Origin of the sequence: Streptomyces rhizosphaerihabitans (genome assembly GCF_025399795.1) — a bacterium.
GTDB lineage: Bacteria > Actinomycetota > Actinomycetes > Streptomycetales > Streptomycetaceae > Streptomyces > Streptomyces rhizosphaerihabitans.
On record NZ_JAODTZ010000002.1, the window covers coordinates 290911 to 312874 of the forward strand.

Consider the following 21964-nt stretch of genomic DNA (forward strand, 5'->3'; position numbering starts at 1 on the left):
ACGGCAGCCGGATGCGACGACAGTCAAATGTGACAGCAGCTCGATGTGACGGCACGTCAATAATGGCTCGCAGTCGCTCAGTTGGCGAAGACCGTGACGCCGTCCTCGGTGGCGTGGACCGGCTCCGGTTCCTCTGCTTCGTGGGTGAGGGCGTCACGCCGGACGAAGACCACCGCCGCGCCGAGCAGCGCGGTGATCCCGGCGACCACGAACGGGACACGGATGTTGCTCCACTCCTCGATCTTCGGAGCGAAGTACGGCGCCGCCGCGGCCGCGAACCAGCGTACGAAGTTGTAGCCGGCGCTCGCCACGGGGCGCGGTGCGTCGGAGATCCCGAGGGCCAGCTCCGTGTAGACGGTGTTGTTCACGCCGATGAAGGCGCCGGACAGGATCGTGCAGACGACGGCGGTGGTGTGGTCGCCGTAGCCGAGGACGAGCACGTCGGCGGCGAGCAGGACCAGGGAGCCGCCCAGTACCTTCAGCGAGCCGAACCGCGCCTGCATGCGCGGCGCCACGATCACCGAGAAGACCGCGAGCAGCACGCCCCAGCAGAAGAACACCGCGCCGGACTTGTACGGCGTCATGTTCAGCACGAAGGGGGTGAAGGCCAGCACGGTGAAGAACGTGTAGTTGTAGAAGAAAGCGGAGGTCGCGGCGGAGGCGAGGCCGCCGTGGCCGAGGGCGCGCAGCGGGTCGAGCAATGAGGTCTTGCGCGCGGGCTTCGGCTGCTCCTTCAGGAACGCCGTGATGCACAGGAAGCCGATCGCCATCAGGAACGCGGTGCCGAAGAACGGGTAGCGCCAGCTCGCGTTGCCGAGCAGGGCTCCCAGCAGAGGCCCGCAGGCCATGCCGAGGCCCAGCGCGGACTCGTACAGCAGGATCGCCGCGGCGCTGCCCCCGGCCGCCGCGCCGACGATGACAGCGAGGGCGGTGGAGACGAACAGTGCGTTGCCGAGGCCCCAGCCGGCCCGGAAGCCGACGAGTTCGCCGACCGATCCCGAGGTGCCGGCGAGTCCGGCGAAGACCACGACGAGCGCGAGGCCGAGCAGCAGGGTCTTGCGGCCGCCGATCCGGCTGGAGACGAAGCCGGTCACCAGCATCGCTACGGCGGTGATCAGGAAGTACGAGGTGAAGAGCAGGGACACCTGGCCGGCCGTGGCGTCGAGTCCCTGGGCGATGGACGGCAGGATCGGATCGACGAGCCCGATGCCCATGAACGCGACGACGGACGCCCCGGCGGTCGCCCATACGGCCCTCGGCTGGCGCAGGAGACCGCCCGCGCCGGTGTCGAACGCGTCCCCCTCCGCAGGGCCCTCGGTGCTGTTGATCATGCCCGCTCCTTCACTGTGCGCCGACTGGATCGTTGTCTTATACACACAATAAATTAGGTGGGCTAATTAATGCAAGATGCACGTAGTTTTTGGCATGACAGGCACACGCCGGACGGGTGATCGTCCTTGACGCGGCGAAGGACGGGGAGGACCGTTGGGCCCTATGAGGGGCGAACCCAGTTGCCCGAAGTGTGGTGGCCGGGTCAGGGCTCCCGGCCTTTTTGCCGATTCCTGGCAGTGCGATGTGCACGGCATGGTGCATCCGCTGCAGCCCGTGATCCCGCCCAGCGTCGAGGCCCTCGGTGTGGTCGTGCACCGCGCCCGGGTGCCGGTGTGGATGCCGTGGCCGCTCCCTGTCGGCTGGCTGTTCACCGGAGCGGCGTTCGCGGGGGACGACCGTAGTGGAGGCAGGGCCACCGCCATCGCCTGCTCGGGGCCCGGACCGCTGGGCGGCATGGGCGAGCTGATCCTGGTCGCCGAGGAACTGGGTGTCGGTCTCGGCGCGCGCTACGCGGGCATAGACGGACCCGATCCCGGCCCGTACATGAGTGTCGAGAAACCGCCTCAGGCGAAGGTCCTCGCGGCGGGCCGGCCCACCCCGCTCTGGCATGTCTCCAGCTCCCCCGACGACCGAGCCGTCTTCGCGGGCGAGGCGCGCGGGCTGTGGCTGTGGGCCGTCGTCTGGCCCGAACAGACCGGACTGCTCATGTACGACGAACTGGTCCTGACGGATCTGCGTGACGCGGGCGCGGAGGTGGACCTGCTGCCGTGCGGCGCGTTGTCGCCGCGCATCCTGGAGCCGTAGGGCGGCGCAGGGCGGGGACGGTCCCGCTCCGCTGGGCCGGAGTGCGGGCTCCGCTGGGCCGGGACGCGGGGCTCCATCGGGCCGGGGCGCAGGGCTCCGCCGGGTCTCGTCGCGGGCGCATGCCGGGTTCGCGGGGGACGGTCGACGGGTGCCGGGTTGGCGGGACGCCGGGTTCGGTGGACGTCGGCTCGGCGGGATCGGTAGGGGGTGCTCAGCCGGTACGGGTGTGACATGAGGGTCCCGGGTTCCCGTTATCCTTGAGCGTCCCCGTCCCGTTCCGTCACCGCCTGGAGTCCGCGTAGTGCGCATCGACCTGCACGCCCACTCCACCGCCTCCGACGGTACGGACACCCCGGCCGAGCTGGTACGCAACGCCGCGGCCGCTGGTCTGGACGTCGTCGCGCTGACCGACCACGACAGCACCCGCGGGTACGCCGAGGCGATCGCCGCACTGCCCGAGGGGCTCGTTCTCGTCACCGGCGCCGAACTCTCCTGCCGGATCGACGGCATCGGCATGCACCTGCTGGCCTACCTCTTCGACCCCGAGGAGCCCGCACTGCTCGCCGAGCGCGAACTGGTGCGGGACGACCGGGTGCCGCGCGCCCAGGGCATGATCGCCAGGCTCCGGGAACTCGGCGTGCCGATCACCTGGGAACAGGTGGCGCGCATCGCGGGCGACGGATCGGTCGGGCGCCCGCACGTCGCCTCCGCGCTGGTCGAGCTGGGTGTCGTCGACAGCGTCTCCGACGCCTTCACCGAGCAGTGGCTCGCCGACGGGGGCCGCGCCTACGTCCCCAAGCACGAGACCGACCCCTTCGAGGCGATCAGGCTGGTCAAGGGGGCCGGGGGTGTCACCGTCTTCGCGCACCCGGCCGCCGCCAAGCGGGGCCGCACCGTGCCTGAGTCGGTGATCGCGGAGCTGGCCACCGCGGGCCTCGACGGCATCGAGGTCGACCACATGGACCACGAGCCGGCCACCCGGGCACGGCTGCGGGGTCTGGCCTCCGAGCTGGGGCTGCTGGCCACGGGCTCGTCGGACTACCACGGCAGCCGCAAGACCTGTGTGCTCGGGGAGTTCACGACCGACCCCGAGGTCTACGGGGAGATCACCCGCCGCGCCACCGGGGCGTTCCCGGTACCGGGCGCGGGCGGATCCTGAACCTCCGGACGTCCCGTACCGGACCGTTCCGTCGGGCCTGTGCCGGTGCCTCTGTCGCTTCCCGCGACTGCGCTGCGGTTGCGGCTGTGCCTGTGCGGTTGCGGGTGGGTGGGTGCCGATGGGCCGGTGTCATGAGGCCCGTAGGCGAGGCGGCCCGTACGTGAGGCTCGTACGGACCTGGTCGGTGTCGTAAGGCGCCGGCCGGCCGCCGGGTGGCGTGCACTGGGACTCGTGCCTGGTCGGCCGGATGTCCTGGTCGTCGCCGGTCCGCGGCACGCGTTCCGGGGGGCCGTGTTCCCGGCCCCGCCCGGCCGGCTGCCGGACGGACCCGCGCCCGCACGGGGCGTACGTCCGGGGCGCACGTCCCGCCCCGCGCTCGGCCGGAACCGTGTTCACCGGCCCGTTCCCAGGCACCCGGCACCGCCGGTCGTGCCGCCCTGTTCCGCCCTGCGGAACGACTGCCCGAAACGGTGGCCGGAAGATCCGCCCACCCTCTCCCACCACCTCGCAAGGCTTCTCTCCACCATGTTCGACGTCGCCGTCTTCGGCTCCCTCTTCGTCACCCTCTTCGTCATCATGGATCCCCCCGGGATCACTCCGATCTTCCTGGCGCTCACCGCCGGCCGCCCCGCCAGGGTGCAGCGGCGGATGGCCTTCCAGGCGGTCTGCGTCGCCGGTGGCGTCATCACCACCTTCGGGCTCCTCGGGCACCAGATCCTGGGCTACCTGCACGTGTCCGTGCCCGCGCTGATGATCGCGGGCGGACTGCTGCTCCTGCTCATCGCCCTCGACCTGCTGACCGGCAAGACCGACGAGCCGAAGCAGACCAAGGACGTCAACGTAGCCCTCGTCCCCCTGGGCATGCCGCTGCTCGCCGGGCCGGGCGCGATCGTGTCCGTGATCCTCGCGGTGCAGAAGGCCGACACGGTCGCCACACAGGTCTCGCTGTGGTCCGCCATCCTCGCGATCCATGTCGTGCTGTGGATCGTGATGCGCTACTCGCTGCTGATCATCCGCGTCATCAAGGACGGTGGCGTGGTACTGGTGACCCGGCTCGCGGGCATGATGCTCTCCGCCATCGCGGTGCAGCAGATCATCAACGGCGTCACGCAGGTGATCCAGGGGAGCTGAGGGCCTTCCCCGGGCGGTCCAGGAAAGCCGATGACAGGGGGCTGGCGGCCTCCCCCGGGCGGTCCAGGGAAGCTGACGGCCTTTCCGGGGGGATCCAGGGACCCGACCGGCTTTCTCGGGGTGATCCAGGGACCTTGACGGCCTTCCCCGGGGGGAGCAGGGGGCTGGCGGCCTCCCCCGGGCGGTCCAGGGAGCGGATGGGTTCCCGGGGCGATCCGGACGGGGCCCATGGCTTCGTCCGGACACGCAGAGCCCCGCACGGCATCCTCGCCGTGCGGGGCTCTGAAGTCTGAGCAGCGTCTGCGGTCCGCAACGCCTTTCGGTCCTACGAGGCGCTTTCGATGCGTCCTCGTACGGCGAAGCGGATGATCGTCGTGTTACGAAGCGGTTGAATCGGCCGGGCGGATCCACAGTCGCTGCCCGATGGCGGCGGCCTGCTGAACGATCCGGTTGACGGAGGCGGCGTCCACGACAGTGCTGTCCACGGGTGTGCCGTCGACATCGTCGAGTCGCATGATTTCGAAGCGCATGGGCTTCTCCCTTCGTCTGGTCATCCTCCTGAGGAGAACTACTTGTGTGTGAAGAGCGAGGCATTGCTGTCCTCGCTCTCGTAGGGAGTCAACGGGATGCGTGTTACAAACATTCCCTACGCTAAGGAAACTTTTCGAGAACCTAATTACTGGCGGGTAGGCCGGGTGGCGGAGACTGAACGGCGCCGGTTGTGTTCGCAGCGTGACCGCCGGGACAATGGGATTGATGAACGACGACCACGCGGCGCTCGCCGCCCGCATAGACCGTACGAACGAGCTGCTCCAGCGCATGCTCGCCGAGGTCGCGAAGACCCCTTCCACCCATGCGATCTTCGTCGACGCCGGATATCTGTACGCGGCCGCGGGGCGGCTCGTCGCCGGCACGGAGGACCGCCGTTCGTTCGACCTGGACACCGAGGGCCTCATCGAGGCGCTCATCGACCGGGCCCGCACGATCTTCGCGGACAGCCGACTGCTCCGCGTCTACTGGTACGACGGCGCGCGGCGTCGCATCCACACCGCGGAACAGCAGTCCATCGCCGAACTCCCGGACGTGAAGGTCCGGTTGGGCAACCTGAACGCCAACAACCAGCAAAAGGGCGTCGATTCACTCATCCGGTCGGACCTGGAGTCCCTCGCCCGGCACCGCGCCATCAGTGACGCGGCGCTGCTCGGCGGAGACGAGGACCTCGTCTCCGCGGTCGAGGCGGCGCAGGGCTACGGCGCCCGGGTCCACCTCTGGGGCATCGAGGCGCCCGAGGGACGCAACCAGGCCGAACCGCTTCTCTGGGAGGTCGACAGCCAGCGCACGCTCGACCTCGACTTCTTCAAGCCGTATGTGGCCAGGCGGACCGCCCAGTCGTACGACCCGACGGCGGCGGTCCGGCCCACCCGGGAGGACGTGCGCTTCGTGGGCGCCCAGATCGCCGCGAAGTGGCTGGCCGCGCGGGGCCGCGAATCCCTGGTGGAGCTGCTTCCCGGGCACCCCTACCTCCCCGGCTCGGTCGACCAGGACCTGCTGGTCGAGGCCGAGGGCCTGCTCCAGTACTCCTTGCGCGGACAGTCGGATCTGCGCCGCGCATTGCGGGACGGCTTCTGGGAGCACTTGCAGGCGCAGTACTAGGAGCACTTGCAGGCGCAGTACCAGGGGCGCGGGCGCCGCACCGGCCAGGGGCTGCCGTTCGGGTCAGGTCGCGGGGCGCGAGCGCGTGCTGTCCCAGAAACCGGCCAGAGCGCGGGCGGTCTCCAGGGGCTGGTCGGCGTTCGGGGAGTGCTCCGCCCCCTCGACGACGGTGCGGTGCGCGTCCAGTCGTACGGCCATGGTGTCCAGCAGGGAGACCGGCCAGGTGTCGTCGCGCTCGCCGGATATCACGTGCTTCGGGAGGGGGACGGCGGCCAGTTCGGTGACGCGGTCGGGCTCGTCGCAGAGCTGGCGGCCCGTGGCGACGAGTTGGGCGGGGCTGTTGGCGAGCCAGCGGCGGCGCAGGTCGGCGAGGTCGTCGAGCCCCGCGTCCAGCCCTCCCGTGTCGGTCTCCTCGGGCGGCTCCATCGCCCGTATCGCCTCCCACACCTCGGCCATGCTCATCACGGCCAGCGCGTCCCGCAACAGCTTGACGCGCTGCTGCTGAGCCGTGGAGATCTGGGCGGGGCCGGAGGCCATGAGCGTCAGTGAGGCGAACGGCGACGGGTCGACCAGTACCGCGGCGCGGGCGATCTGGCCGCCGAGCGAGTGCCCCACGAGGTGGACGGGGGCGCCGACGGCGGCCGCCTGCGCGAGCACGTCCTGTGCCAACTCGCTCTGCGCGTAAGCCGTTTCGTCGTCCTGTGGCCCCTCGGTCTCGAACTGTCCGCGCCCGTCCACGGCCACCGTCCGGTACCCCGCCGCGGCCAACGGCGTGTGCAGCGCGATGAAGTCCTCCTTGCTCCCGGTGAACCCCGGCAGCAGCAAGGCGGTCCCCCTGGACTGTCCGTCCGGCACGGCGTCGAGCACGGCGAACTCGCCGCGCGCGGTCGACAGCCGGTAGGCGCGGACACCCGTGGGCGGAACGAACGTGTAGGGCCTGCTCATGCGGAGGAGGCTATCGGGCGCCGGTGACGGCCGCTCGGCGGGGCCGGATCGGTGAAGGCGCCAAAGGGGACAGGCAAAGCAGGGGCGGAGGCGGCGGAAACGCCGATGGCCCGGTCCCCACCGGAAGGGGGGACCGGGCCATCGGGCTGGAGATCAGCTCTCCGTGGGCTCCGTGGCGACAGCCTTGCGGGTGCGTCGACGGGTGACGGGCTTGGCGTCCGTCTCGTCGGCGGCCTGGGCCGGGATGTCGGCGTCGGCGACGGCCTTGCGGGTCCGGCGGCGTACGGGCTTGGCGTCCGTCTCCTCGGCGGCGGCCTCGGCCGTGTCCGTGGTGGCGGTCGCGGCCTTGGCCCGGGTGCGCCGGGGCTTGGTCTCGGCGACGGTCTCGGCGACCTCGGTGGCGGCGGCCTCGACGGTGTCGAGGACGGCCTCCGCGGCCTTGCGGGTGCGTCGACGGGTGACGGGCTTGGCGTCCGTCTCGTCGGCGGCCTGGGCCGGGATGTCGGCGTCGGCGACGGCCTTGCGGGTCCGGCGGCGTACGGGCTTGGCGTCCGTCTCCTCGGCGGCGGCCTCGGCCGTGTCCGTGGCGGCGGTCGCGGCCTTGGCCCGGGTGCGCCGGGGCTTGGTCTCGGCGACGGTCTCGGCGACCTCGGTGGCGGCGGCCTCGACGGTGTCGAGGACGGCCTCCGCGGCCTTGCGGGTCCGTCGACGGGTGACGGGCTTCGCCGGAGCCTCGGTGACCTCGGCGGCCTCCGTGACCGTCTCGGCCGCGGGCGCCGTCTCGACCGTCTTACGGGTGCGACGGCGGGCCGGCCTGGCCGGAGCCTCGGCGACGACCTCGGCGGCGATGCTCTCGACCACGGCCTCGGCAGCGGTCACCGCCGCCGTCTCGACAGCGGTCTCGGTGGGTTCGGCGCTCTTCCGGGTCCGGCGACGGCGCGGCGCGGCCGACTCGTCGGTGACCCCCTCCGCCGTCGCGACGGCGGCTTCCGCGGCCTCGGCCACCGGAGCGGCCACGGCAGCGGCGGCCACCGGCTCGGACCCCGCTGCACCGCGCGTACGGCGACGGCGGCGCGGAGTGCGGGGCTCGGTGGCCTCGACGGCCGCGGGAGACTCCCTGGTCACCTCGGGCGACGTGGACGTGGACGCGGACGTCTCGTCCGTCGACGCACCGTTGCGCGTACGACGGCGCTGGCGCGGCGTGCGCGCCGGGCGCTCACGTTCGCGCTCGGTGGTCGACGGCGCCGCCGTACGGCCACCGCGGCCACGCGGGCCGCCACGGCCACCGGTCTCGCCCAGGTCCTCGACCGCTTCGGCCGCGAGCCCGGCGCGGGTGCGCTCGGCACGCGGCAGGACACCCTTGGTGCCGACCGGGATGCTCAGCTCCTCGAAGAGGTGCGGGGACGTGGAGTACGTCTCCGGCGGGTTGCCGAAGCCGAGGTCCAGCGCCTTGTTGATCAGCTGCCAGCGCGGGATGTCGTCCCAGTCGACGAGGGTGATCGCGATGCCCTTGGCACCCGCGCGGCCGGTGCGGCCGATGCGGTGCAGGTACGTCTTCTCGTCCTCGGGGGACTGGTAGTTGATGACGTGGGTGACACCCTCGACGTCGATACCGCGGGCCGCGACGTCGGTGCAGACGAGGACGTCGACCTTGCCGTTGCGGAACGCGCGCAGCGCCTGCTCGCGGGCGCCCTGGCCGAGGTCGCCGTGGACCGCGCCGGAGGCGAAGCCGCGCTGCTGGAGCTGGTCGGCGAGGTCGGCCGCCGTGCGCTTGGTGCGGCAGAAGACCATGGCCAGGCCGCGGCCGTCGGCCTGCAGTATGCGGGCGACCAGCTCGGGCTTGTCCATGTTGTGCGCGCGGTAGATGAACTGCGCGGTGTTGCGGACCGTCGCGCCCGAGTCGTCCGGCTCGGAGGCGCGGATGTGCGTGGGCTGCGACATGTAGCGGCGCGCGAGACCGATGACCGCGCCCGGCATGGTGGCCGAGAACAGCATCGTCTGACGGCGGGGCGGCAGCATGTTCATGATCTTCTCGACGTCGGGCAGGAAGCCCAGGTCGAGCATCTCGTCGGCCTCGTCGAGGACGAGCGCCTTGATGTGCTTGAGGTTGAGCTTCTTCTGGCCCGCGAGGTCCAGCAGACGGCCCGGGGTGCCGACGATGACGTCGACGCCCTTCTTCAGGGCCTCCACCTGCGGCTCGTACGCGCGGCCGCCGTAGATGGCGAGAACGCGTACGTTGCGGACCTTGCCCGCGGTCAGCAGGTCGTTGGTCACCTGGGTGCACAGCTCGCGCGTCGGGACGACGACGAGAGCCTGCGGGGCGTCGGTGAGCTGCTCGGGCTTGGCCCGGCCCGCCTCGACGTCCGCGGGGACGGTGACGCGCTCGAGGAGCGGAAGGCCGAAGCCCAGCGTCTTGCCGGTGCCGGTCTTCGCCTGGCCGATGACGTCGCTGCCGGAAAGGGCGACGGGGAGCGTCATCTCCTGGATGGGGAAGGGGTTGACGATGCCGACGGCCTCAAGGGCTTCGGCGGTCTCAGGAAGGATTCCGAGGTCTCGGAAAGTCGTAGTCAGGGTGCTGCCTCTTCTGTGTACGCGGTGCGAGGCGAGCGCGGGGGTCGTGTCGGGACCGTGCCGGGGACGTCGGCCGCTCTTGACGGGCGGGCCGAGTGGCATGGGACCACTGCCGACGCTCGAGCTCTCGTGCCGCTGAGGGTTCCCTCCGGATGTCGTACGCAATGTGCCGTACCGACGTGGAGGGCTGTCGGGTCGGAGCCGATCGGGCCACCGACCGGGCATCCTCATTCGTGCGGCCCGTCGAATTTACTCGCCGGGCGCATTACCACCATACCCCGGAATCGCGCACATGCGATGGCCGATTTGGTCACGTAGTCGTCGTCACACTGGTTGACCAGGGGCTTCCCTCGTGCTGTGAGCGGGCTATTGTGCGCTTCATGACGACGCCTGACAACGCCGCTGAGAAGCCCGCCGAGGCCCCCGCCGACACCGCCCCCGCGGCCACCGGAGTCGCCGCGCAGAACTGGGACACGGCCTCGGCCGAGCCGCAGTACCGCGCCGCGGTCGTGGACCTGCTCGGAGCGCTCGCGTACGGCGAGCTCGCGGCGTTCGAGCGGCTCGCGGAGGACGCCAAGCTGGCGCCCACGCTCAGCGACAAGGCGGAGCTGGCGAAGATGGCCTCGGCCGAGTTCCACCACTTCGAGCAGCTGCGGGACCGGCTCTCCGCGGTCGGCGCGGAGCCGACGCAGGCGATGGAGCCCTTCGTCGCCGCGCTCGACGGCTTCCACCGGCAGACGGCTCCCTCGGACTGGCTGGAGGGGCTCGTCAAGGCGTACGTCGGCGACTCGATCGCCAGTGACTTCTACCGTGAGGTCGCGGCCCGCCTCGACTCGGACACCCGCAAGCTCGTCCTCGGCGTCCTCGACGACACCGGTCACGCCGGCTTCGCCATCGAGAAGGTGCGCGCCGCGATCGACGCCGACCCGCGGGTGGGGGGGCGGCTCGCGCTGTGGGCGCGACGGCTGATGGGCGAGGCCCTGTCCCAGTCGCAGCGTGTGGTCGCCGACCGCGACGCCCTGTCGACGATGCTCGTGGGCGGCGTCGCGGACGGGTTCGATCTCGCGGAGGTCGGTCGGATGTTCTCCCGGATCACCGAGGCGCACACCAAGCGGATGGCCGCACTGGGCCTCGCCGCCTAGGACTCGTCCGGGCGCAGGTCCTGGAACCTGCGCCGCGGCCGGTCCTTCGGGCGGGTCCCCCGGGCGTGGTTCGGAACAAGCGTCGAGGGACGCCCCTAGCCGCGCGGTTCACGGTCGCGGAAGCGGGGGTTGCGGAACGGCTTACGCCGTCGCCGAGCGGCGGCGAAACCGCTCCTCGGGGCGGAGCAGCAGCGACAGCAGCGCCGCGGAGACGGCCGCCGCGCCGAGCAGGATGACCAGGAAGTGGCCGGAGCCCAGAGCCGTGTGCGTCAGGAAGGCGCCGAACAGGGCTCCTGCCACGCCGGTCGACAGGACCAGACTGCGTGCCGGCAATCGGTGGGGCAGGCGGTACGAAGCCGCCCACGCCAGCGCGAGACCGAGCAGCGCGGAGCCGAGCGCTTCCAAGAACATGGTGAAGGTCCCTCCCGCACGGCCGGTGCAAATCGGTCGTAGCCGGTCCTACCCCCGACGTGCGGAACGCAACCCTCCTCTGTGTCCGGCATGTGCTCCATCTGTGGACGCGCCGGGCGCACGGCACAGCCCGGACCGGGGTGGAGCGGGATTGGCGTGCGCGGGAGCGGGATTCGGCTTGCGGTGGAGCGGGATTCGGCGTGGGCCGGACGGGGGCCGGGTGCGTCGAGTGGTACGGGAAGGGCCCGGTGACGAGGTCACCGGGCCCTTCCCGTACCACTTCGTTGCTCTGCCGCTCTACAGAGCGCTGAATCCGACCTTGCGCTGCGTGGGCTCGCCGAGCTCCACGTACGCCAGCCGGTCGGCCGGAACCAGGACCTTGCGGCCGTGGTCGTCCACGAGGCTCAGCAGCTGCGACTTGCCGGCCAGCGCCTCGGACACCGCGCGCTCGACCTCTTCCGGGGTCTGACCGCTCTCCAGAACGATCTCGCGGGGCGCGTGCTGCACGCCGATCTTGACCTCCACGGCTTTGTCCCTCCGACGGTCAGTCATGTGCGCGTTCGTACGCGCCGTACGCAGCACACATTAGCCCGGCGAGGGGAGGTGCACGCTCCGCCCGGGAACGCCAGGAGCGAACAGCAGACGGGAACAAAGAAGCGGCCGAGGGGTGCTTCCCCGGCCGCTTCCCTGGTGTCGGTGATTCAGCGGGTCAGTGGTTGTCCGTGCCGTGCAGCGGGAACCCCGCGATGCCCCGCCAGGCGAGCGAGGTCAGCAGCTGGACCGCCTGGTCGCGCGGGACGCTGCGGTCGCTGTGCAGCCAGGAACGGGCCACCACCTGGGCCAGGCCGCCGAGCCCCGAGGCGAGGAGCATCGACTCCTCGCGAGAGAGACCGGTGTCCTCGGCGATGACGTCGCAGATCGCCTCGGCGCATTGGTGCGTCACCTTGTCGACGCGCTCGCGCACCGCCGGCTCATTGGTCAGGTCCGACTCGAAGACCAGCCGGAAAGCGCCGCCGTCGTCCTCCACGTACGCGAAGTAGGCGTCCATGGTGGCGCGGACGCGCAGCTTGTTGTCCGTGGTCGACGCGAGCGCCGTCCGTACCGCCAGGAGCAGGGACTCGCAGTGCTGGTCGAGCAGGGCGAGGTACAGATCGAGCTTGCCCGGGAAGTGCTGGTAGAGAACCGGCTTGCTGACGCCCGCGCGCTCGGCGATGTCGTCCATGGCGGCCGAGTGATATCCCTGCGCAACGAAAACTTCCTGGGCGGCGCCGAGGAGCTGGTTGCGTCGGGCACGGCGCGGCAGGCGAGTGCCCCGCGGGCGTGCTGCCTCTGTCTGCTCGATGGCTGTCACGCCGCCTCCCAAAATTGTCCACGTGCGGTGTGCGCCGCGCCGCCATCGTACTTTTCGGTAACCGTGCTGTGTGCGGTGCGAGCGCAGAATTTCACGGACCGGACGCCGACGGGACGGCGCACAGTGTGCCGAAGGGGACGAGCTGGGCACCCGGCCGTCCCGACGGCACTGGTCGGCGGTGTCACGTCACCGGATAGTCGTCCTCGTTCAGCCGGACGACCCGGGCCTGCTCGGCGAGATCCGCATCGTCGGCGTTCAGGCGGTCGCCCGGGGGTTCCGGGTCGACATCGTCCGCGGGATCCAGCTCGGCGGACTGCTCGGCGGCGTCGGCCTCCGGGGCCTCCACGTCGAGGATTTCCCGGAACTGGTCGTCGAATGTTCCGGGGTCTGTCGGGTCGACTGTCATGGTTCCTCTTCCCGAACGGTACGAGTGCGCTCCTGATGTACGTACGAGCGCCCTCGTTCGAAGCCTAGGAGACACGCGATCCGGACGCTATGCGATCCGTCCGCGATCTGTGACCGCGAACACATGAGCCTCCGCGTGATCGTCTCGTAACATTACGACATGTCTTCGACCGAACTCCCCTCCGCGCCGGCCGCCACCGTCATGCCGAGGGTCGGCGCCGTCAGGGTCGCGGAGGGCGAGCGACTGCGATCGGTCGGGCTGCCGGGCATCACGCTGACGATCCGGTCGAGACCGCCGGCCCGGGAGAACCTGCCGTCCGCGCTGTACGTGCACGGTCTGGGCGGTTCCTCGCAGAACTGGTCGGCGCTGATGTCGCTGCTCGACGGGCTCGTGGACAGCGAGGCCCTCGATCTGCCGGGCTTCGGCGACTCGCCGCCGCCGGACGACGGCGACTACTCGGTCACCGGCCACGCGCGCGCGGTCATCCGTTATCTCGACGCGTCCGGACGCGGTCCCGTACATCTCTTCGGCAATTCACTCGGCGGAGCCGTCACGACGCGTGTCGCGGCCGTCCGGCCGGATCTCGTCCGGACGCTCACGCTGGTCTCACCCGCGCTCCCCGAGATCCGCGCACAGCGCACCGCGTGGCCGACCGCGCTGCTCGCGCTGCCCGGGGTGGCGGGGCTGTTCACCAAGCTCACCAAGGACTGGAGCGCTGAGCAGCGGGTTCGCGGCGTGCTGGCCCTCTGTTACGGCGATCCCGGCATCGTGACGCCCGAGGGGTTCCGCGACGCGGTCGAGGAGATGGAACGGCGGCTGACGCTGCCCTACTTCTGGGACGCCATGGCACGCTCCGCGCGCGGTGTCGTGAACGCCTACACGCTGGGCGGCCAGCACGGGCTGTGGCGTCAGGCCGAACGGGTGCTCGCCCCGACGCTCCTGGTCTACGGCGGCCGCGACCAACTTGTCGGCTACCGTATGGCGCAGCGCGCGGCCCGTGCCTTCCGCGACTCCCGGCTGTTGTCCCTGCCGGAGGCGGGGCACGTCGCCATGATGGAGTATCCGGAGACGGTGGCCACCGCCTTCCGCGAACTCCTGGCGGACCTGGGAGAGTTGACCTCTTCGGTGGCAATCGGCGCGGAGAGCTGAGGCGGGAAGTGGGACGACACAGTCGTCGGGGGCGGGCCGACAAGGCGGACACCTCGCAGACGCGAGCGGTTACGGCGAAGGAAGCGGCACCCGCTCCGGCGCCGGTCCCGGACGGCGCCCGCCGAGCGGCGACACGCCCGCCCGGCCCCCTGGGTCCCTACCCGCCCGCGGGCGGGACCCCGCAGCGAGGCGGACCGCGCTTCGACGACGCGCCCCCCGCACACGGCTTCCCGCGGACCGCCGACGGCACTCCCGCGCGCGGGGTGCCACGCTTCCAGGACGGCACCCCGGCCCACGGCGTGCCGCGTTTTCCTGACGGGACTCCGGCACACGGCTTCCCGCGGATGACCGACGGCACTCCCGCGCGCGGGGTGCCGCGATTCGCGGACGGGACTCCGGCACAGGGCGTCCCACGTTTCGACGACGGCACCCCGGCGCGTGGGGTGCCGCGTTTTTTCGACGGGACCCCGGCGCACGGAATGCCGCGCCTTCCCGACGGAACCCCCGCGCACGGAATGCCGCAGGTGCGCGGCGGGCATCCCGAACAGCGTGAACAGGGCGGTGGCTGGGGGGAGTCCAGGGCGGGTGGGGCTCCGCAGGGCGCGCCCGCCGGGCCGAGGGTCCCCCGGCAGCGTCAGCAGGCCGTGACGGCCCCCCGGCAGGCGTACGTCGACGCGTTCGACCTCGACACGCAGGAGGGCGGCGACCTTTCCGCGCCCCGCGGCGGCGCGGCGGGGCGGACGACCGGCCCCCGGGCAGCCGGTCCCCACGGCTCCGACGCCGACTGGAACGCCAGGTCCACCGGGACCGGTGAGCGGCCGCCGGCGGATGCCGACGAGCAGGACGAGGGCAAGGCCCGCAAGGGGTGGGCGTTCACCGGGATCGCGGCGGCCGCCGTCACCACGGTGCTGGCCGTCGTCGTGGCCGGACAGATGACCTCGGGACAGCACGACAGCGGCACGCGGACGGAGTCCGCCGACAGCGGCGGCGGCCGGGTGACCCAGGACTCCGCCTCGCGCGGAGACGACCGGCCGACCCAGTCGGGGCAGCCGACCGTGGCCGCGGCGGCCCTGACGTACGACCAGAAGATGGCCAGGACGTACCCGCTCGGAGCGAAGCTCAAGGCGTCGGGGAAGTTCGAGGCGGTGCCCGGAGTCGCCGAGGCGCCCGGCAAGGGGCACAAATACACCTACCGCGTCGACATCGAGCAGGGCCTCGGTCTTGACGGCGCGCTCTTCGCCGACGCCGTGCAGAAGACCCTGAACGACGGACGGAGCTGGGCCCACGGCGGCGCCCGCACCTTCGAGCGGATCTACTCCGGGAAACCGGACTTCGTCATCACGCTGGCGAGCCCGGGCACCACCGCCGAGTGGTGCGCCAAGTCGGGGCTCGACACCACGGAGGACAACGTGTCGTGCGACTCGGCGTCCACCGAGCGCGTCATGATCAACGCGTACCGCTGGGCCCAGGGCTCCAAGACCTACGGCTTCGGTGACAAGATCCACGCCTACCGGCAGATGCTGATCAATCACGAGGTCGGCCACCGGCTCGGATACGGGCACGTCACCTGCGAGAAGGACGGCGATCTCGCCCCGGTCATGCAGCAGCAGACGAAGTTCCTCGACCACGACGGAATCCACTGTCTGCCCAACGCCTGGCCCTATCCCGGGAGTTGACAGGAAGGGCTCCGGCCGCGTTGACATGCGCCGAAAGATCGTTCATATTTTTCCGCATGTCACCCCGTCACGCCCCCGTTCGCGCCGCTCTTGAGCTGGCGCTCTTCGGCGTGACCGCGCTCTGCGTGGCCGACATTCACTGTTGCTGACGCCCGCCCCCGGCGAGTGCGTCGCTTTCCTTCCCGCCTTGTTTCCGCGCGCCCCTGAACCCCAGCGGTTCGGCGCGCCCGTGCCTCTTTCGGTCCGGTCGGACTCCGACGCCTGACGCCCTGGGCGAGCTCTGCGCTCTTCCGTCTCACTCCGCGTCATTCCGTCTCAGTATCCGAGTCATCCGAGAGGTCGTCTTCCGATGCGTCAACCGTCCGTCATAGCGCGCCGCGTGGCCGCGGCATCCGTCAGCCTGGTCGTGGCAGCGGGCGCCGCCGCCTGCGGGCCGAAGGACAGCGATGCCAAGAGCTCCGGTGGTGACTCCCGGCCCCACAAGGGCGGCACCCTCACGGTCCTGAACGCCGACCCGCAGCAGGACTTCGACCCCGCGCGGCTCTACACCTCCGGCGGCGGCAACGTGCCCTCGCTCGTCTTCCGTACGCTCACCACCCGCAACCGCGAGAACGGGGCCGCCGGCGCCCAGGTCGTGCCGGACCTGGCCACCGACACCGGCCGCCCCAGCAAGAACGCGACCGTGTGGACGTACACCCTGAAGAAGGGCCTCAAGTACGAGGACGGCACGCCGATCACCTCCGCCGACATCAAGTACGGCATCGAGCGCTCCTTCGCCGCCGAGCTCTCCGGAGGCGCGCCCTACCTGCGCGACTGGCTGATCGGCGGCGCCGACTACCAGGGTCCCTACAAGGACAAGAAGGGCCTCGACTCGATCGAGACGCCCGACGACCTGACCATCGTCTTCCACCTGAACAAGCCCGAGGGCGAGTTCCCCTACCTGGCCACGCAGACGCAGACCACGCCCGTCCCCAAGGCCAAGGACACCGGCACGAAGTACGAGGAGCACCCGGTCTCCTCGGGTCCGTACAAGGTCGTCAAGAACGAGAACGACGGCGAGCGTCTCACCCTGGAGCGCAACACGTACTGGTCCGCGTCGACCGACGCCGAGCGCAAGGCCTACCCGGACAAGATCGACGTACGGTCCGGCCTGGACTCCTCCGTGATCAACCAGCGGCTGTCCTCCTCCCAGGGCGCGGACGCCACCGCCGTCACCACGGACACCAACCTCGGCCCGGCCGAGCTCGCCAAGGTGACCGGGGACAAGGCGCTGGCCTCGCGCGTCGGCACCGGGCACTTCGGCTACACCAACTACATCGCCTTCAACCCGAAGGTGAAGCCGTTCGACGACCCGAAGGTGCGCCGGGCGATCTCGTACGCCGTCGACCGCAGTTCGGTGATCAACGCCGCGGGCGGTTCGTCGCTCGCCGAGCCCGCGACGACGTACCTGCCGAACCAGAAGTCCTTCGGTTACACGCCGTACGACCTGTTCCCGGCGGGCGCGTCCGGCAACGCGGCCAAGGCCAAGGAGCTGCTGGCGCAGGCGGGCCACAAGAACGGCCTGACCATCACGCTCACCCACTCCAACAGCAAGGACTTCGAGACCAGCCCGGAGATCGCGACCGCCGTCCAGGACGCCCTCAAGAAGGCCGGCATCACCGTCAAGCTCCAGGGTCTCGAAGACAACGACTACAGCGACAAGATCCACAGTGCCAAGACCGAGCCGGGCTTCTTCCTCGCCCACTGGGGTGCCGACTGGCCCTCCGGCGGTCCTTTCCTGGCACCGATCTTCGACGGCCGGCAGATCGTCAAGGACGGCGCCAACTTCAACTCCGGCTTCCTCAATGACAAGTCGGTCAATGACGAGATCGACGCGATCAACAAGTTGACCGATCTTGACGAGGCCGCCAAGCGCTGGGGTGCACTGGACAAGAAGATCGGTGAGCAGGCGCTGACCGTGCCGCTGTTCCACCCCGTCTACAAGCGCCTGTACGGCGAGGGCGTCAAGAACATCGTGATCAGCGACTGGACCGGCGTTCTGGACATCTCCCAGGTCGCGGTGAAGTAGCGCTGTGAGCGAGGCACTTGTCGCCTCCACGGCCCTCGCGGCGGACTCGTCCGCCGCGAGGGCCTCGGGGGCCCGTCAGTTCTGGCGGCGGCTGCGTGCGCAGCGTGCCGCCCTCGTCGCGGCGGCCGTCGTCGCGCTGCTCGTCCTCGTCGCGCTCGCCGCACCACTGCTCACGGCGATCGAGGGCCAGGACCCCACCACGTACCACCCCTCGCTGGTGGACTCCGCGCGTGGCGGCGTCCCCGTCGGCCCACTCGGCGGCATCGGCGCCGACCACTGGCTCGGTGTCGAACCCCAGACCGGCCGCGACCTGTTCGCACGCCTCGTGTACGGCGCCCGGGTCTCCCTCGGCGTCGCGCTCGCGGCGACGCTGGTGCAGGTCCTGATCGCCGTCGTCGTGGGCGTCGCGGCCGCGCTCGGGAAGCGATGGGTTGATCAACTGTTGAGCCGCATCACGGAGATCATCGTCGCCCTGCCGCTGATGATCATGTCGCTGGCGCTGCTGGCCATCGTGCCCGGCAGCTTCCCGCGTCCCGTTCTGGTCGCTCTCGTCATCGGCCTGATCGCCTGGGGCACGCTCGCGAAGATCGTGCGCGCCCATACGCTCACGCTCAAACAGCTGGACTACGTCGCCGCCGCGCGGCTCAGCGGCTGGGGCACCTGGCGGATCGCCCGGCGCGAGCTGCTGCCGGGCCTCGCCGCCCCGCTCATCACGTACTCCGCGCTCCTCGTGCCGGCGAACATCGGTGTCGAGGCCGCCCTGTCGTTCCTCGGGGTCGGCGTGAAGCCCCCGACGCCGTCCTGGGGACAGATGCTGACCGCCGCCGACGTCTGGTACCAGGCCGCGCCGCAGTACCTGCTGCTGCCCGCCGGCGCGCTCTTCGTCACCGTCCTCGCCCTGACCGTCCTCGGCGACGGCGTGCGCGTCGCCCTCGACCCGCGCGCGGCCTCCCGCCTGCGCGTCGGCACGGGCCGCAGAAGCGAGGCCAAGGCCGACGCGAGCACGGACACACCTGCCGGCGGCGCGGACCTGCCCCGGCAGGACGCCGGAACGCCCCCGCAGGGCACGGCCGTACCCCGGCCGGGCGCGCCCGCCGACGAGACCAAGGAGGCCACGGCATGAGCGGCTTCGGCGGGTTCGTCCTGCGCCGCGCCCTCGGCACCGCGGTCACCCTCCTCGCCATCTCGGTGATCATCTACGTCGTGTTCTACGCCACCCCCGGCAACGTCGCCCAGATCACCTGCGGCCCGCGCTGCTCACCCGTCCAGGTGCGCCAGGTCGCCGAGCAACTTCATCTCGGGGACCCGCTGTACGTGCGCTACTGGCACTTCCTTGAGGGGATCCTCGCCGGCCAGGACTACTCGACGGGCACCTCCGTCCAGCACTGCCCGGCGCCCTGCCTCGGGCTGTCGTACCAGACCGACCAGCAGGTCACGCGGCTGATCCTGACGAAACTGCCGGTCAGCCTGTCGCTGGTGTTCGGCGCGATGGTCGTATGGCTGGTTCTCGGCGTCGGCACCGGCGTGCTCTCCGCCTGGCGGCGCGGCCGGCTCAGTGAGCGGGTGCTGACCGGTGTCACCCTCGCCGGTACGGCGACGCCCGTCTTCGTCATCGGCCTGATCCTGATGATCGTCGTCTGCGGCCAGCTGGAACTGCTGCCCTTCCCGCAGTACGTGAACTTCTCCGACGACCCCGAACAGTGGGCGTGGAACCTGCTGCTCCCCTGGCTCTCGCTGGCCCTCGTCGAAGCCGCCGCGTTCGCCCGGCTGACCAGGTCCTCGATGCTGGAGACGCTGGCCGAGGACCACATCCGGACCTTCCGCGCGTACGGCGTGGGCGAGCGGTCGATCATCGGGCGGCACGCCGTCCGGGGAGCGCTCGCCTCGATCATCGCGCTGAACGCCAACACCTTCGGGTCGGCGGTCGGCGGCGCGGTGCTCACCGAAACACTCTTCGGACTGCCCGGCATCGGCCAGGAACTGGTGCACGCGGTGAACGTCGTCGACCTTCCCGTGGTCGTCGGCATGGTCCTGGTCATCGGCTTCTTCGTGGTCATCGCCAACGCCGTCGCGGACGTGCTCTACGCGGTGGCCGACCGACGGGTGGTGCTGGCATGAGCGACTCTTCCCCGACTCCTTCCACGATTGCCTCAGCGGCCCCTTCCCCGGCTTCCGCTCCGGCCTCTTCCCCGGCTTCCGGCCCGGCCTCTTCGCAGGCTTCCCCCGCGGCCCCTCTGGTCGAAGTGAGCGACCTGGTCGTCGACTTCGGAGACCTGCGCGCCGTCGACGGGCTCTCCTTCCGGCTGGAGAAGGGCGCCGCGCTGGGCCTGGTCGGCGAGTCCGGCTCGGGCAAGTCCACCGTGGCGTCGGCCCTGTTGGCGCTGCACCGGGGCACCGGAGCGCGTGTCGGCGGCACAGTCGGCGTGGCCGGCATCGACGTACAGCGGGCATCCGACGACGAACTGCGTCGGCTGCGCGGCGGAAAGGCCGCCATGGTCTTCCAGGATCCGTTGTCCTCCCTCGACCCGTACTACGCGGTCGGCGACCAGATCGCCGAGGTGTACCGGGTGCACACCAAGGCGTCCCGGCGAGCGGCACGCGCGCGTGCGGTGCGGGTACTGGACCGCGTCGGCATCCCCGACGCGGCACGCCGGTCCCGCTCGCGCCCGCACGAGTTCAGCGGCGGTATGCGCCAGCGCGCCCTCATCGCCATGGCGCTGGCCTGCGAGCCCGAGCTCCTGATCGCCGACGAGCCGACCACGGCCCTCGACGTGACCGTCCAGGCCCAGATCCTCGACCTGCTGCACACCCTGCGGCAGGAGACCGGAACGGGGCTGCTGCTGGTTACCCATGACGTCGGGGTCGCGGCCGAGAGCGTCGACGAGATCCTCGTGATGCGTCACGGGCGCGCGGTCGAGCACGGGCCGGTTGCCGCCGTCCTCGGCGCACCCCGGGAGCCGTACACTCGCGAACTCCTCGGCGCCGTCCCCCGCTTGGACACACCTCGGGCCGTCAAACGGACCCGGTACGAAATCGGCGCCGGACCGGACGCGGGCGACGGGTCCGGCGACGGCGGCATCGGACCGGGCGGAGGCGCACGGCCTGTCGCGAACGGCGCCGGACCGGACCGAGGCGCACGGCCTGCCGGGGACGACGGGCCGGCCGGGGGCACGGGCTCGCTCGCGGGGACCGATCGGGTCGGGGAACGCGGCCCGGCCGGGGAAACCGGCCAGGTCGGGGGCGTCCGGTCGGGCGACGTCGTCCTCGAAGCGGTCGGGCTCCGGCGGGAGTTCGGGCGCGGGAAGCAGCGGTTCGCGGCCGTCGACGACGTGTCGCTGAGCGTCCGCCGGGGCGAGACCCTCGGCATCGTCGGCGAGAGCGGCAGCGGGAAGACGACCCTCGGAAGGATGCTGGTCGGGCTCCTGGAGCCCACGTCCGGCGTGGTCCGTCACGAGGGGCGCGAACAGTCCGGCGTCCGCCCCTCGGTGCAGATGGTCTTCCAGGACCCGGTGTCGTCCCTCAATCCACGGCGGAGCGTGGGCGAGTCCATCGCCGATCCGCTGCGGGCACGCGGGATGGGGGTCCCCCCGCTCGGGCGAAGCCGGGAGTGGGGGAGGGACGAGGGGCACATTCGAGGGCGCGTACGGGAACTGCTGGAGCGCGTGGGGCTCGAAGGGGCGCACTACGACCGCTACCCGCACGAGTTCAGCGGCGGGCAGCGCCAGCGTGTCGGCATCGCGCGGGCACTCGCCGCCGAGCCGCACGCCATCGTGTGCGACGAGCCCGTCTCCGCGCTCGACGTCACCACACAGGCCCAGGTGGTCGCCCTGCTGGGCGAGTTGCAGCGGGAACTCGGACTCGCGCTGGTGTTCGTGGCCCACGATCTCGCGGTCGTACGCCAGGTCAGCGACCGGGTGGCGGTGATGCGGCGCGGCCGGCTCGTCGAGTACGGTCCCGCCGACGAGGTCTACGAGAGCCCGCGGGACCCGTACACCCGGCAGCTGCTGGCCGCCGTACCGGCACTCGACCCGGAGATCGCGGCGCGGCGCCGCGCGGAGCGCAAGAAGCTGTCCCCGGCGTGATGCGCGGCCCCGGGCCCGGCGAAATCGTTCCTGCTTGACCTCGTAGCGCGACGAAACGCGGCCTGCGCGGGAAAGTTACGACCG

At 71.2% G+C, this 21964-nt stretch carries 20 protein-coding genes; 12 read left to right on the top strand and 8 right to left on the bottom strand.

The features are described from left to right. Positions 1–77: 77 nt before the first annotated feature. A complete protein-coding gene (locus N4G66_RS03340; RefSeq protein ID WP_261702388.1) occupies positions 78–1331 on the bottom strand; it encodes an MFS transporter in 1254 nt (417 codons plus the stop codon). 163 nt (positions 1332–1494) lie between these two features. Between N4G66_RS03340 and N4G66_RS03345 the strand changes: the two genes are divergently transcribed. From N4G66_RS03345 to N4G66_RS03355, 3 genes are all read left to right on the top strand, one after another. Next, the gene (locus tag N4G66_RS03345; RefSeq protein WP_261702389.1) at positions 1495–2136 is read left to right on the top strand and encodes a DUF6758 family protein; all 642 of its coding nucleotides are present in this window, start codon (positions 1495–1497) and stop codon (positions 2134–2136) included. Between the two features lie 301 nt (positions 2137–2437). Next, on the top strand, positions 2438–3295 hold the full coding sequence (locus tag N4G66_RS03350) for a PHP domain-containing protein (RefSeq protein ID WP_261702390.1): 858 nt from the start codon (positions 2438–2440) through the stop codon (positions 3293–3295). Between the two features lie 525 nt (positions 3296–3820). Then, the gene (locus N4G66_RS03355) at positions 3821–4426 is read left to right on the top strand and encodes a MarC family protein (RefSeq protein WP_261702391.1); all 606 of its coding nucleotides are present in this window, start codon (positions 3821–3823) and stop codon (positions 4424–4426) included. 377 nt (positions 4427–4803) lie between these two features. Here N4G66_RS03355 and N4G66_RS03360 read toward each other — a convergent pair whose 3' ends face one another. Next, the gene (locus N4G66_RS03360) at positions 4804–4956 is read right to left on the bottom strand and encodes a hypothetical protein (RefSeq protein WP_106983652.1); all 153 of its coding nucleotides are present in this window, start codon (positions 4954–4956) and stop codon (positions 4804–4806) included. 226 nt (positions 4957–5182) lie between these two features. On the opposite strand from N4G66_RS03360, the gene N4G66_RS03365 reads away from it, so the two are divergent. Continuing rightward, positions 5183–6079: an NYN domain-containing protein gene (locus N4G66_RS03365; protein WP_261702392.1), complete on the top strand. Its 897-nt coding sequence runs from the start codon at positions 5183–5185 to the stop codon at positions 6077–6079. Between the two features lie 63 nt (positions 6080–6142). On the opposite strand, the gene N4G66_RS03370 is transcribed toward N4G66_RS03365, so the two are convergent. Both N4G66_RS03370 and N4G66_RS03375 read right to left on the bottom strand, forming a co-directional pair. Further along, positions 6143–7024 (bottom strand): alpha/beta fold hydrolase, encoded by an 882-nt coding sequence (locus N4G66_RS03370; protein ID WP_261702393.1) that lies wholly within the window; start codon positions 7022–7024, stop codon positions 6143–6145. 153 nt (positions 7025–7177) lie between these two features. Then, entirely contained in the window at positions 7178–9697 is a 2520-nt protein-coding gene (locus tag N4G66_RS03375) for a DEAD/DEAH box helicase (protein ID WP_261702394.1), read from the bottom strand. Positions 9698–9975: 278 nt separating this feature from the next. Between N4G66_RS03375 and N4G66_RS03380 the strand changes: the two genes are divergently transcribed. Continuing rightward, entirely contained in the window at positions 9976–10737 is a 762-nt protein-coding gene (locus N4G66_RS03380; RefSeq protein ID WP_261702395.1) for a ferritin-like domain-containing protein, read from the top strand. 141 nt (positions 10738–10878) lie between these two features. Here the strand turns inward: N4G66_RS03380 and N4G66_RS03385 are convergent, their stop codons facing one another. The 4 genes from N4G66_RS03385 to N4G66_RS03400 all read right to left on the bottom strand — a co-directional run bounded on the left by N4G66_RS03385 (position 10879) and on the right by N4G66_RS03400 (position 12905). Then, positions 10879–11148 carry a hypothetical protein gene (locus N4G66_RS03385; protein ID WP_261702396.1) on the bottom strand — a complete coding sequence of 90 codons (270 nt, stop codon included), beginning with the start codon at positions 11146–11148 and terminating at the stop codon, positions 10879–10881. A 297-nt stretch (positions 11149–11445) separates the two neighbouring features. Next, positions 11446–11673 (bottom strand): DUF3107 domain-containing protein, encoded by a 228-nt coding sequence (locus tag N4G66_RS03390; protein WP_028801993.1) that lies wholly within the window; start codon positions 11671–11673, stop codon positions 11446–11448. A gap of 184 nt (positions 11674–11857) precedes the next feature. Next, the gene (locus tag N4G66_RS03395; protein WP_261702397.1) at positions 11858–12499 is read right to left on the bottom strand and encodes a TetR/AcrR family transcriptional regulator; all 642 of its coding nucleotides are present in this window, start codon (positions 12497–12499) and stop codon (positions 11858–11860) included. A gap of 181 nt (positions 12500–12680) precedes the next feature. Then, positions 12681–12905: a hypothetical protein gene (locus tag N4G66_RS03400; protein ID WP_261702398.1), complete on the bottom strand. Its 225-nt coding sequence runs from the start codon at positions 12903–12905 to the stop codon at positions 12681–12683. 159 nt (positions 12906–13064) lie between these two features. On the opposite strand from N4G66_RS03400, the gene N4G66_RS03405 reads away from it, so the two are divergent. From N4G66_RS03405 to N4G66_RS03430, 7 genes are all read left to right on the top strand, one after another. Next, positions 13065–14054 (top strand): alpha/beta fold hydrolase, encoded by a 990-nt coding sequence (locus N4G66_RS03405; protein ID WP_261702399.1) that lies wholly within the window; start codon positions 13065–13067, stop codon positions 14052–14054. Between the two features lie 8 nt (positions 14055–14062). Beyond that, positions 14063–15730: a DUF3152 domain-containing protein gene (locus N4G66_RS03410; RefSeq protein ID WP_261702400.1), complete on the top strand. Its 1668-nt coding sequence runs from the start codon at positions 14063–14065 to the stop codon at positions 15728–15730. Positions 15731–15786: 56 nt separating this feature from the next. Beyond that, the gene (locus tag N4G66_RS45610) at positions 15787–15879 is read left to right on the top strand and encodes an Ms4533A family Cys-rich leader peptide (protein WP_315903607.1); all 93 of its coding nucleotides are present in this window, start codon (positions 15787–15789) and stop codon (positions 15877–15879) included. A 200-nt stretch (positions 15880–16079) separates the two neighbouring features. Further along, positions 16080–17798 (top strand): ABC transporter substrate-binding protein, encoded by a 1719-nt coding sequence (locus N4G66_RS03415; protein ID WP_261702401.1) that lies wholly within the window; start codon positions 16080–16082, stop codon positions 17796–17798. Between the two features lie 4 nt (positions 17799–17802). Continuing rightward, entirely contained in the window at positions 17803–18921 is a 1119-nt protein-coding gene (locus N4G66_RS03420) for an ABC transporter permease (RefSeq protein ID WP_261702402.1), read from the top strand. Beyond that, positions 18918–19916: an ABC transporter permease gene (locus N4G66_RS03425; protein ID WP_261702403.1), complete on the top strand. Its 999-nt coding sequence runs from the start codon at positions 18918–18920 to the stop codon at positions 19914–19916. The genes N4G66_RS03420 and N4G66_RS03425 overlap by 4 nt, the downstream gene beginning before the upstream one ends. Beyond that, positions 19913–21880, top strand: a complete 1968-nt coding sequence (locus N4G66_RS03430) for a dipeptide ABC transporter ATP-binding protein (RefSeq protein ID WP_261702404.1) — start codon at positions 19913–19915, stop codon at positions 21878–21880. Before N4G66_RS03425 ends, N4G66_RS03430 begins: the two co-directional genes overlap by 4 nt. Positions 21881–21964: the final 84 nt, after the last annotated feature.

Bases quoted from the DNA above. Each gene is read 5' to 3' on its own strand.
- N4G66_RS03340 (WP_261702388.1), bottom strand. From the start codon at position 1,331: ATGATCAACAGCACCGAGGGCCCTGCGGAGGGGGACGCGTTCGACACC.
- N4G66_RS03345 (WP_261702389.1), top strand. From the start codon at position 1,495: ATGAGGGGCGAACCCAGTTGCCCGAAGTGTGGTGGCCGGGTCAGGGCT.
- N4G66_RS03355 (WP_261702391.1), top strand. From the start codon at position 3,821: ATGTTCGACGTCGCCGTCTTCGGCTCCCTCTTCGTCACCCTCTTCGTC.
- N4G66_RS03360 (WP_106983652.1), bottom strand. From the start codon at position 4,956: ATGCGCTTCGAAATCATGCGACTCGACGATGTCGACGGCACACCCGTG.
- N4G66_RS03365 (WP_261702392.1), top strand. From the start codon at position 5,183: ATGAACGACGACCACGCGGCGCTCGCCGCCCGCATAGACCGTACGAAC.
- N4G66_RS03370 (WP_261702393.1), bottom strand. From the start codon at position 7,024: ATGAGCAGGCCCTACACGTTCGTTCCGCCCACGGGTGTCCGCGCCTAC.
- N4G66_RS03375 (WP_261702394.1), bottom strand. From the start codon at position 9,697: ATGCCACTCGGCCCGCCCGTCAAGAGCGGCCGACGTCCCCGGCACGGT.
- N4G66_RS03380 (WP_261702395.1), top strand. From the start codon at position 9,976: ATGACGACGCCTGACAACGCCGCTGAGAAGCCCGCCGAGGCCCCCGCC.
- N4G66_RS03385 (WP_261702396.1), bottom strand. From the start codon at position 11,148: ATGTTCTTGGAAGCGCTCGGCTCCGCGCTGCTCGGTCTCGCGCTGGCG.
- N4G66_RS03400 (WP_261702398.1), bottom strand. From the start codon at position 12,905: ATGACAGTCGACCCGACAGACCCCGGAACATTCGACGACCAGTTCCGG.
- N4G66_RS03405 (WP_261702399.1), top strand. From the start codon at position 13,065: ATGTCTTCGACCGAACTCCCCTCCGCGCCGGCCGCCACCGTCATGCCG.
- N4G66_RS45610 (WP_315903607.1), top strand. From the start codon at position 15,787: ATGTCACCCCGTCACGCCCCCGTTCGCGCCGCTCTTGAGCTGGCGCTC.
- N4G66_RS03415 (WP_261702401.1), top strand. From the start codon at position 16,080: ATGCGTCAACCGTCCGTCATAGCGCGCCGCGTGGCCGCGGCATCCGTC.
- N4G66_RS03425 (WP_261702403.1), top strand. From the start codon at position 18,918: ATGAGCGGCTTCGGCGGGTTCGTCCTGCGCCGCGCCCTCGGCACCGCG.
- N4G66_RS03430 (WP_261702404.1), top strand. From the start codon at position 19,913: ATGAGCGACTCTTCCCCGACTCCTTCCACGATTGCCTCAGCGGCCCCT.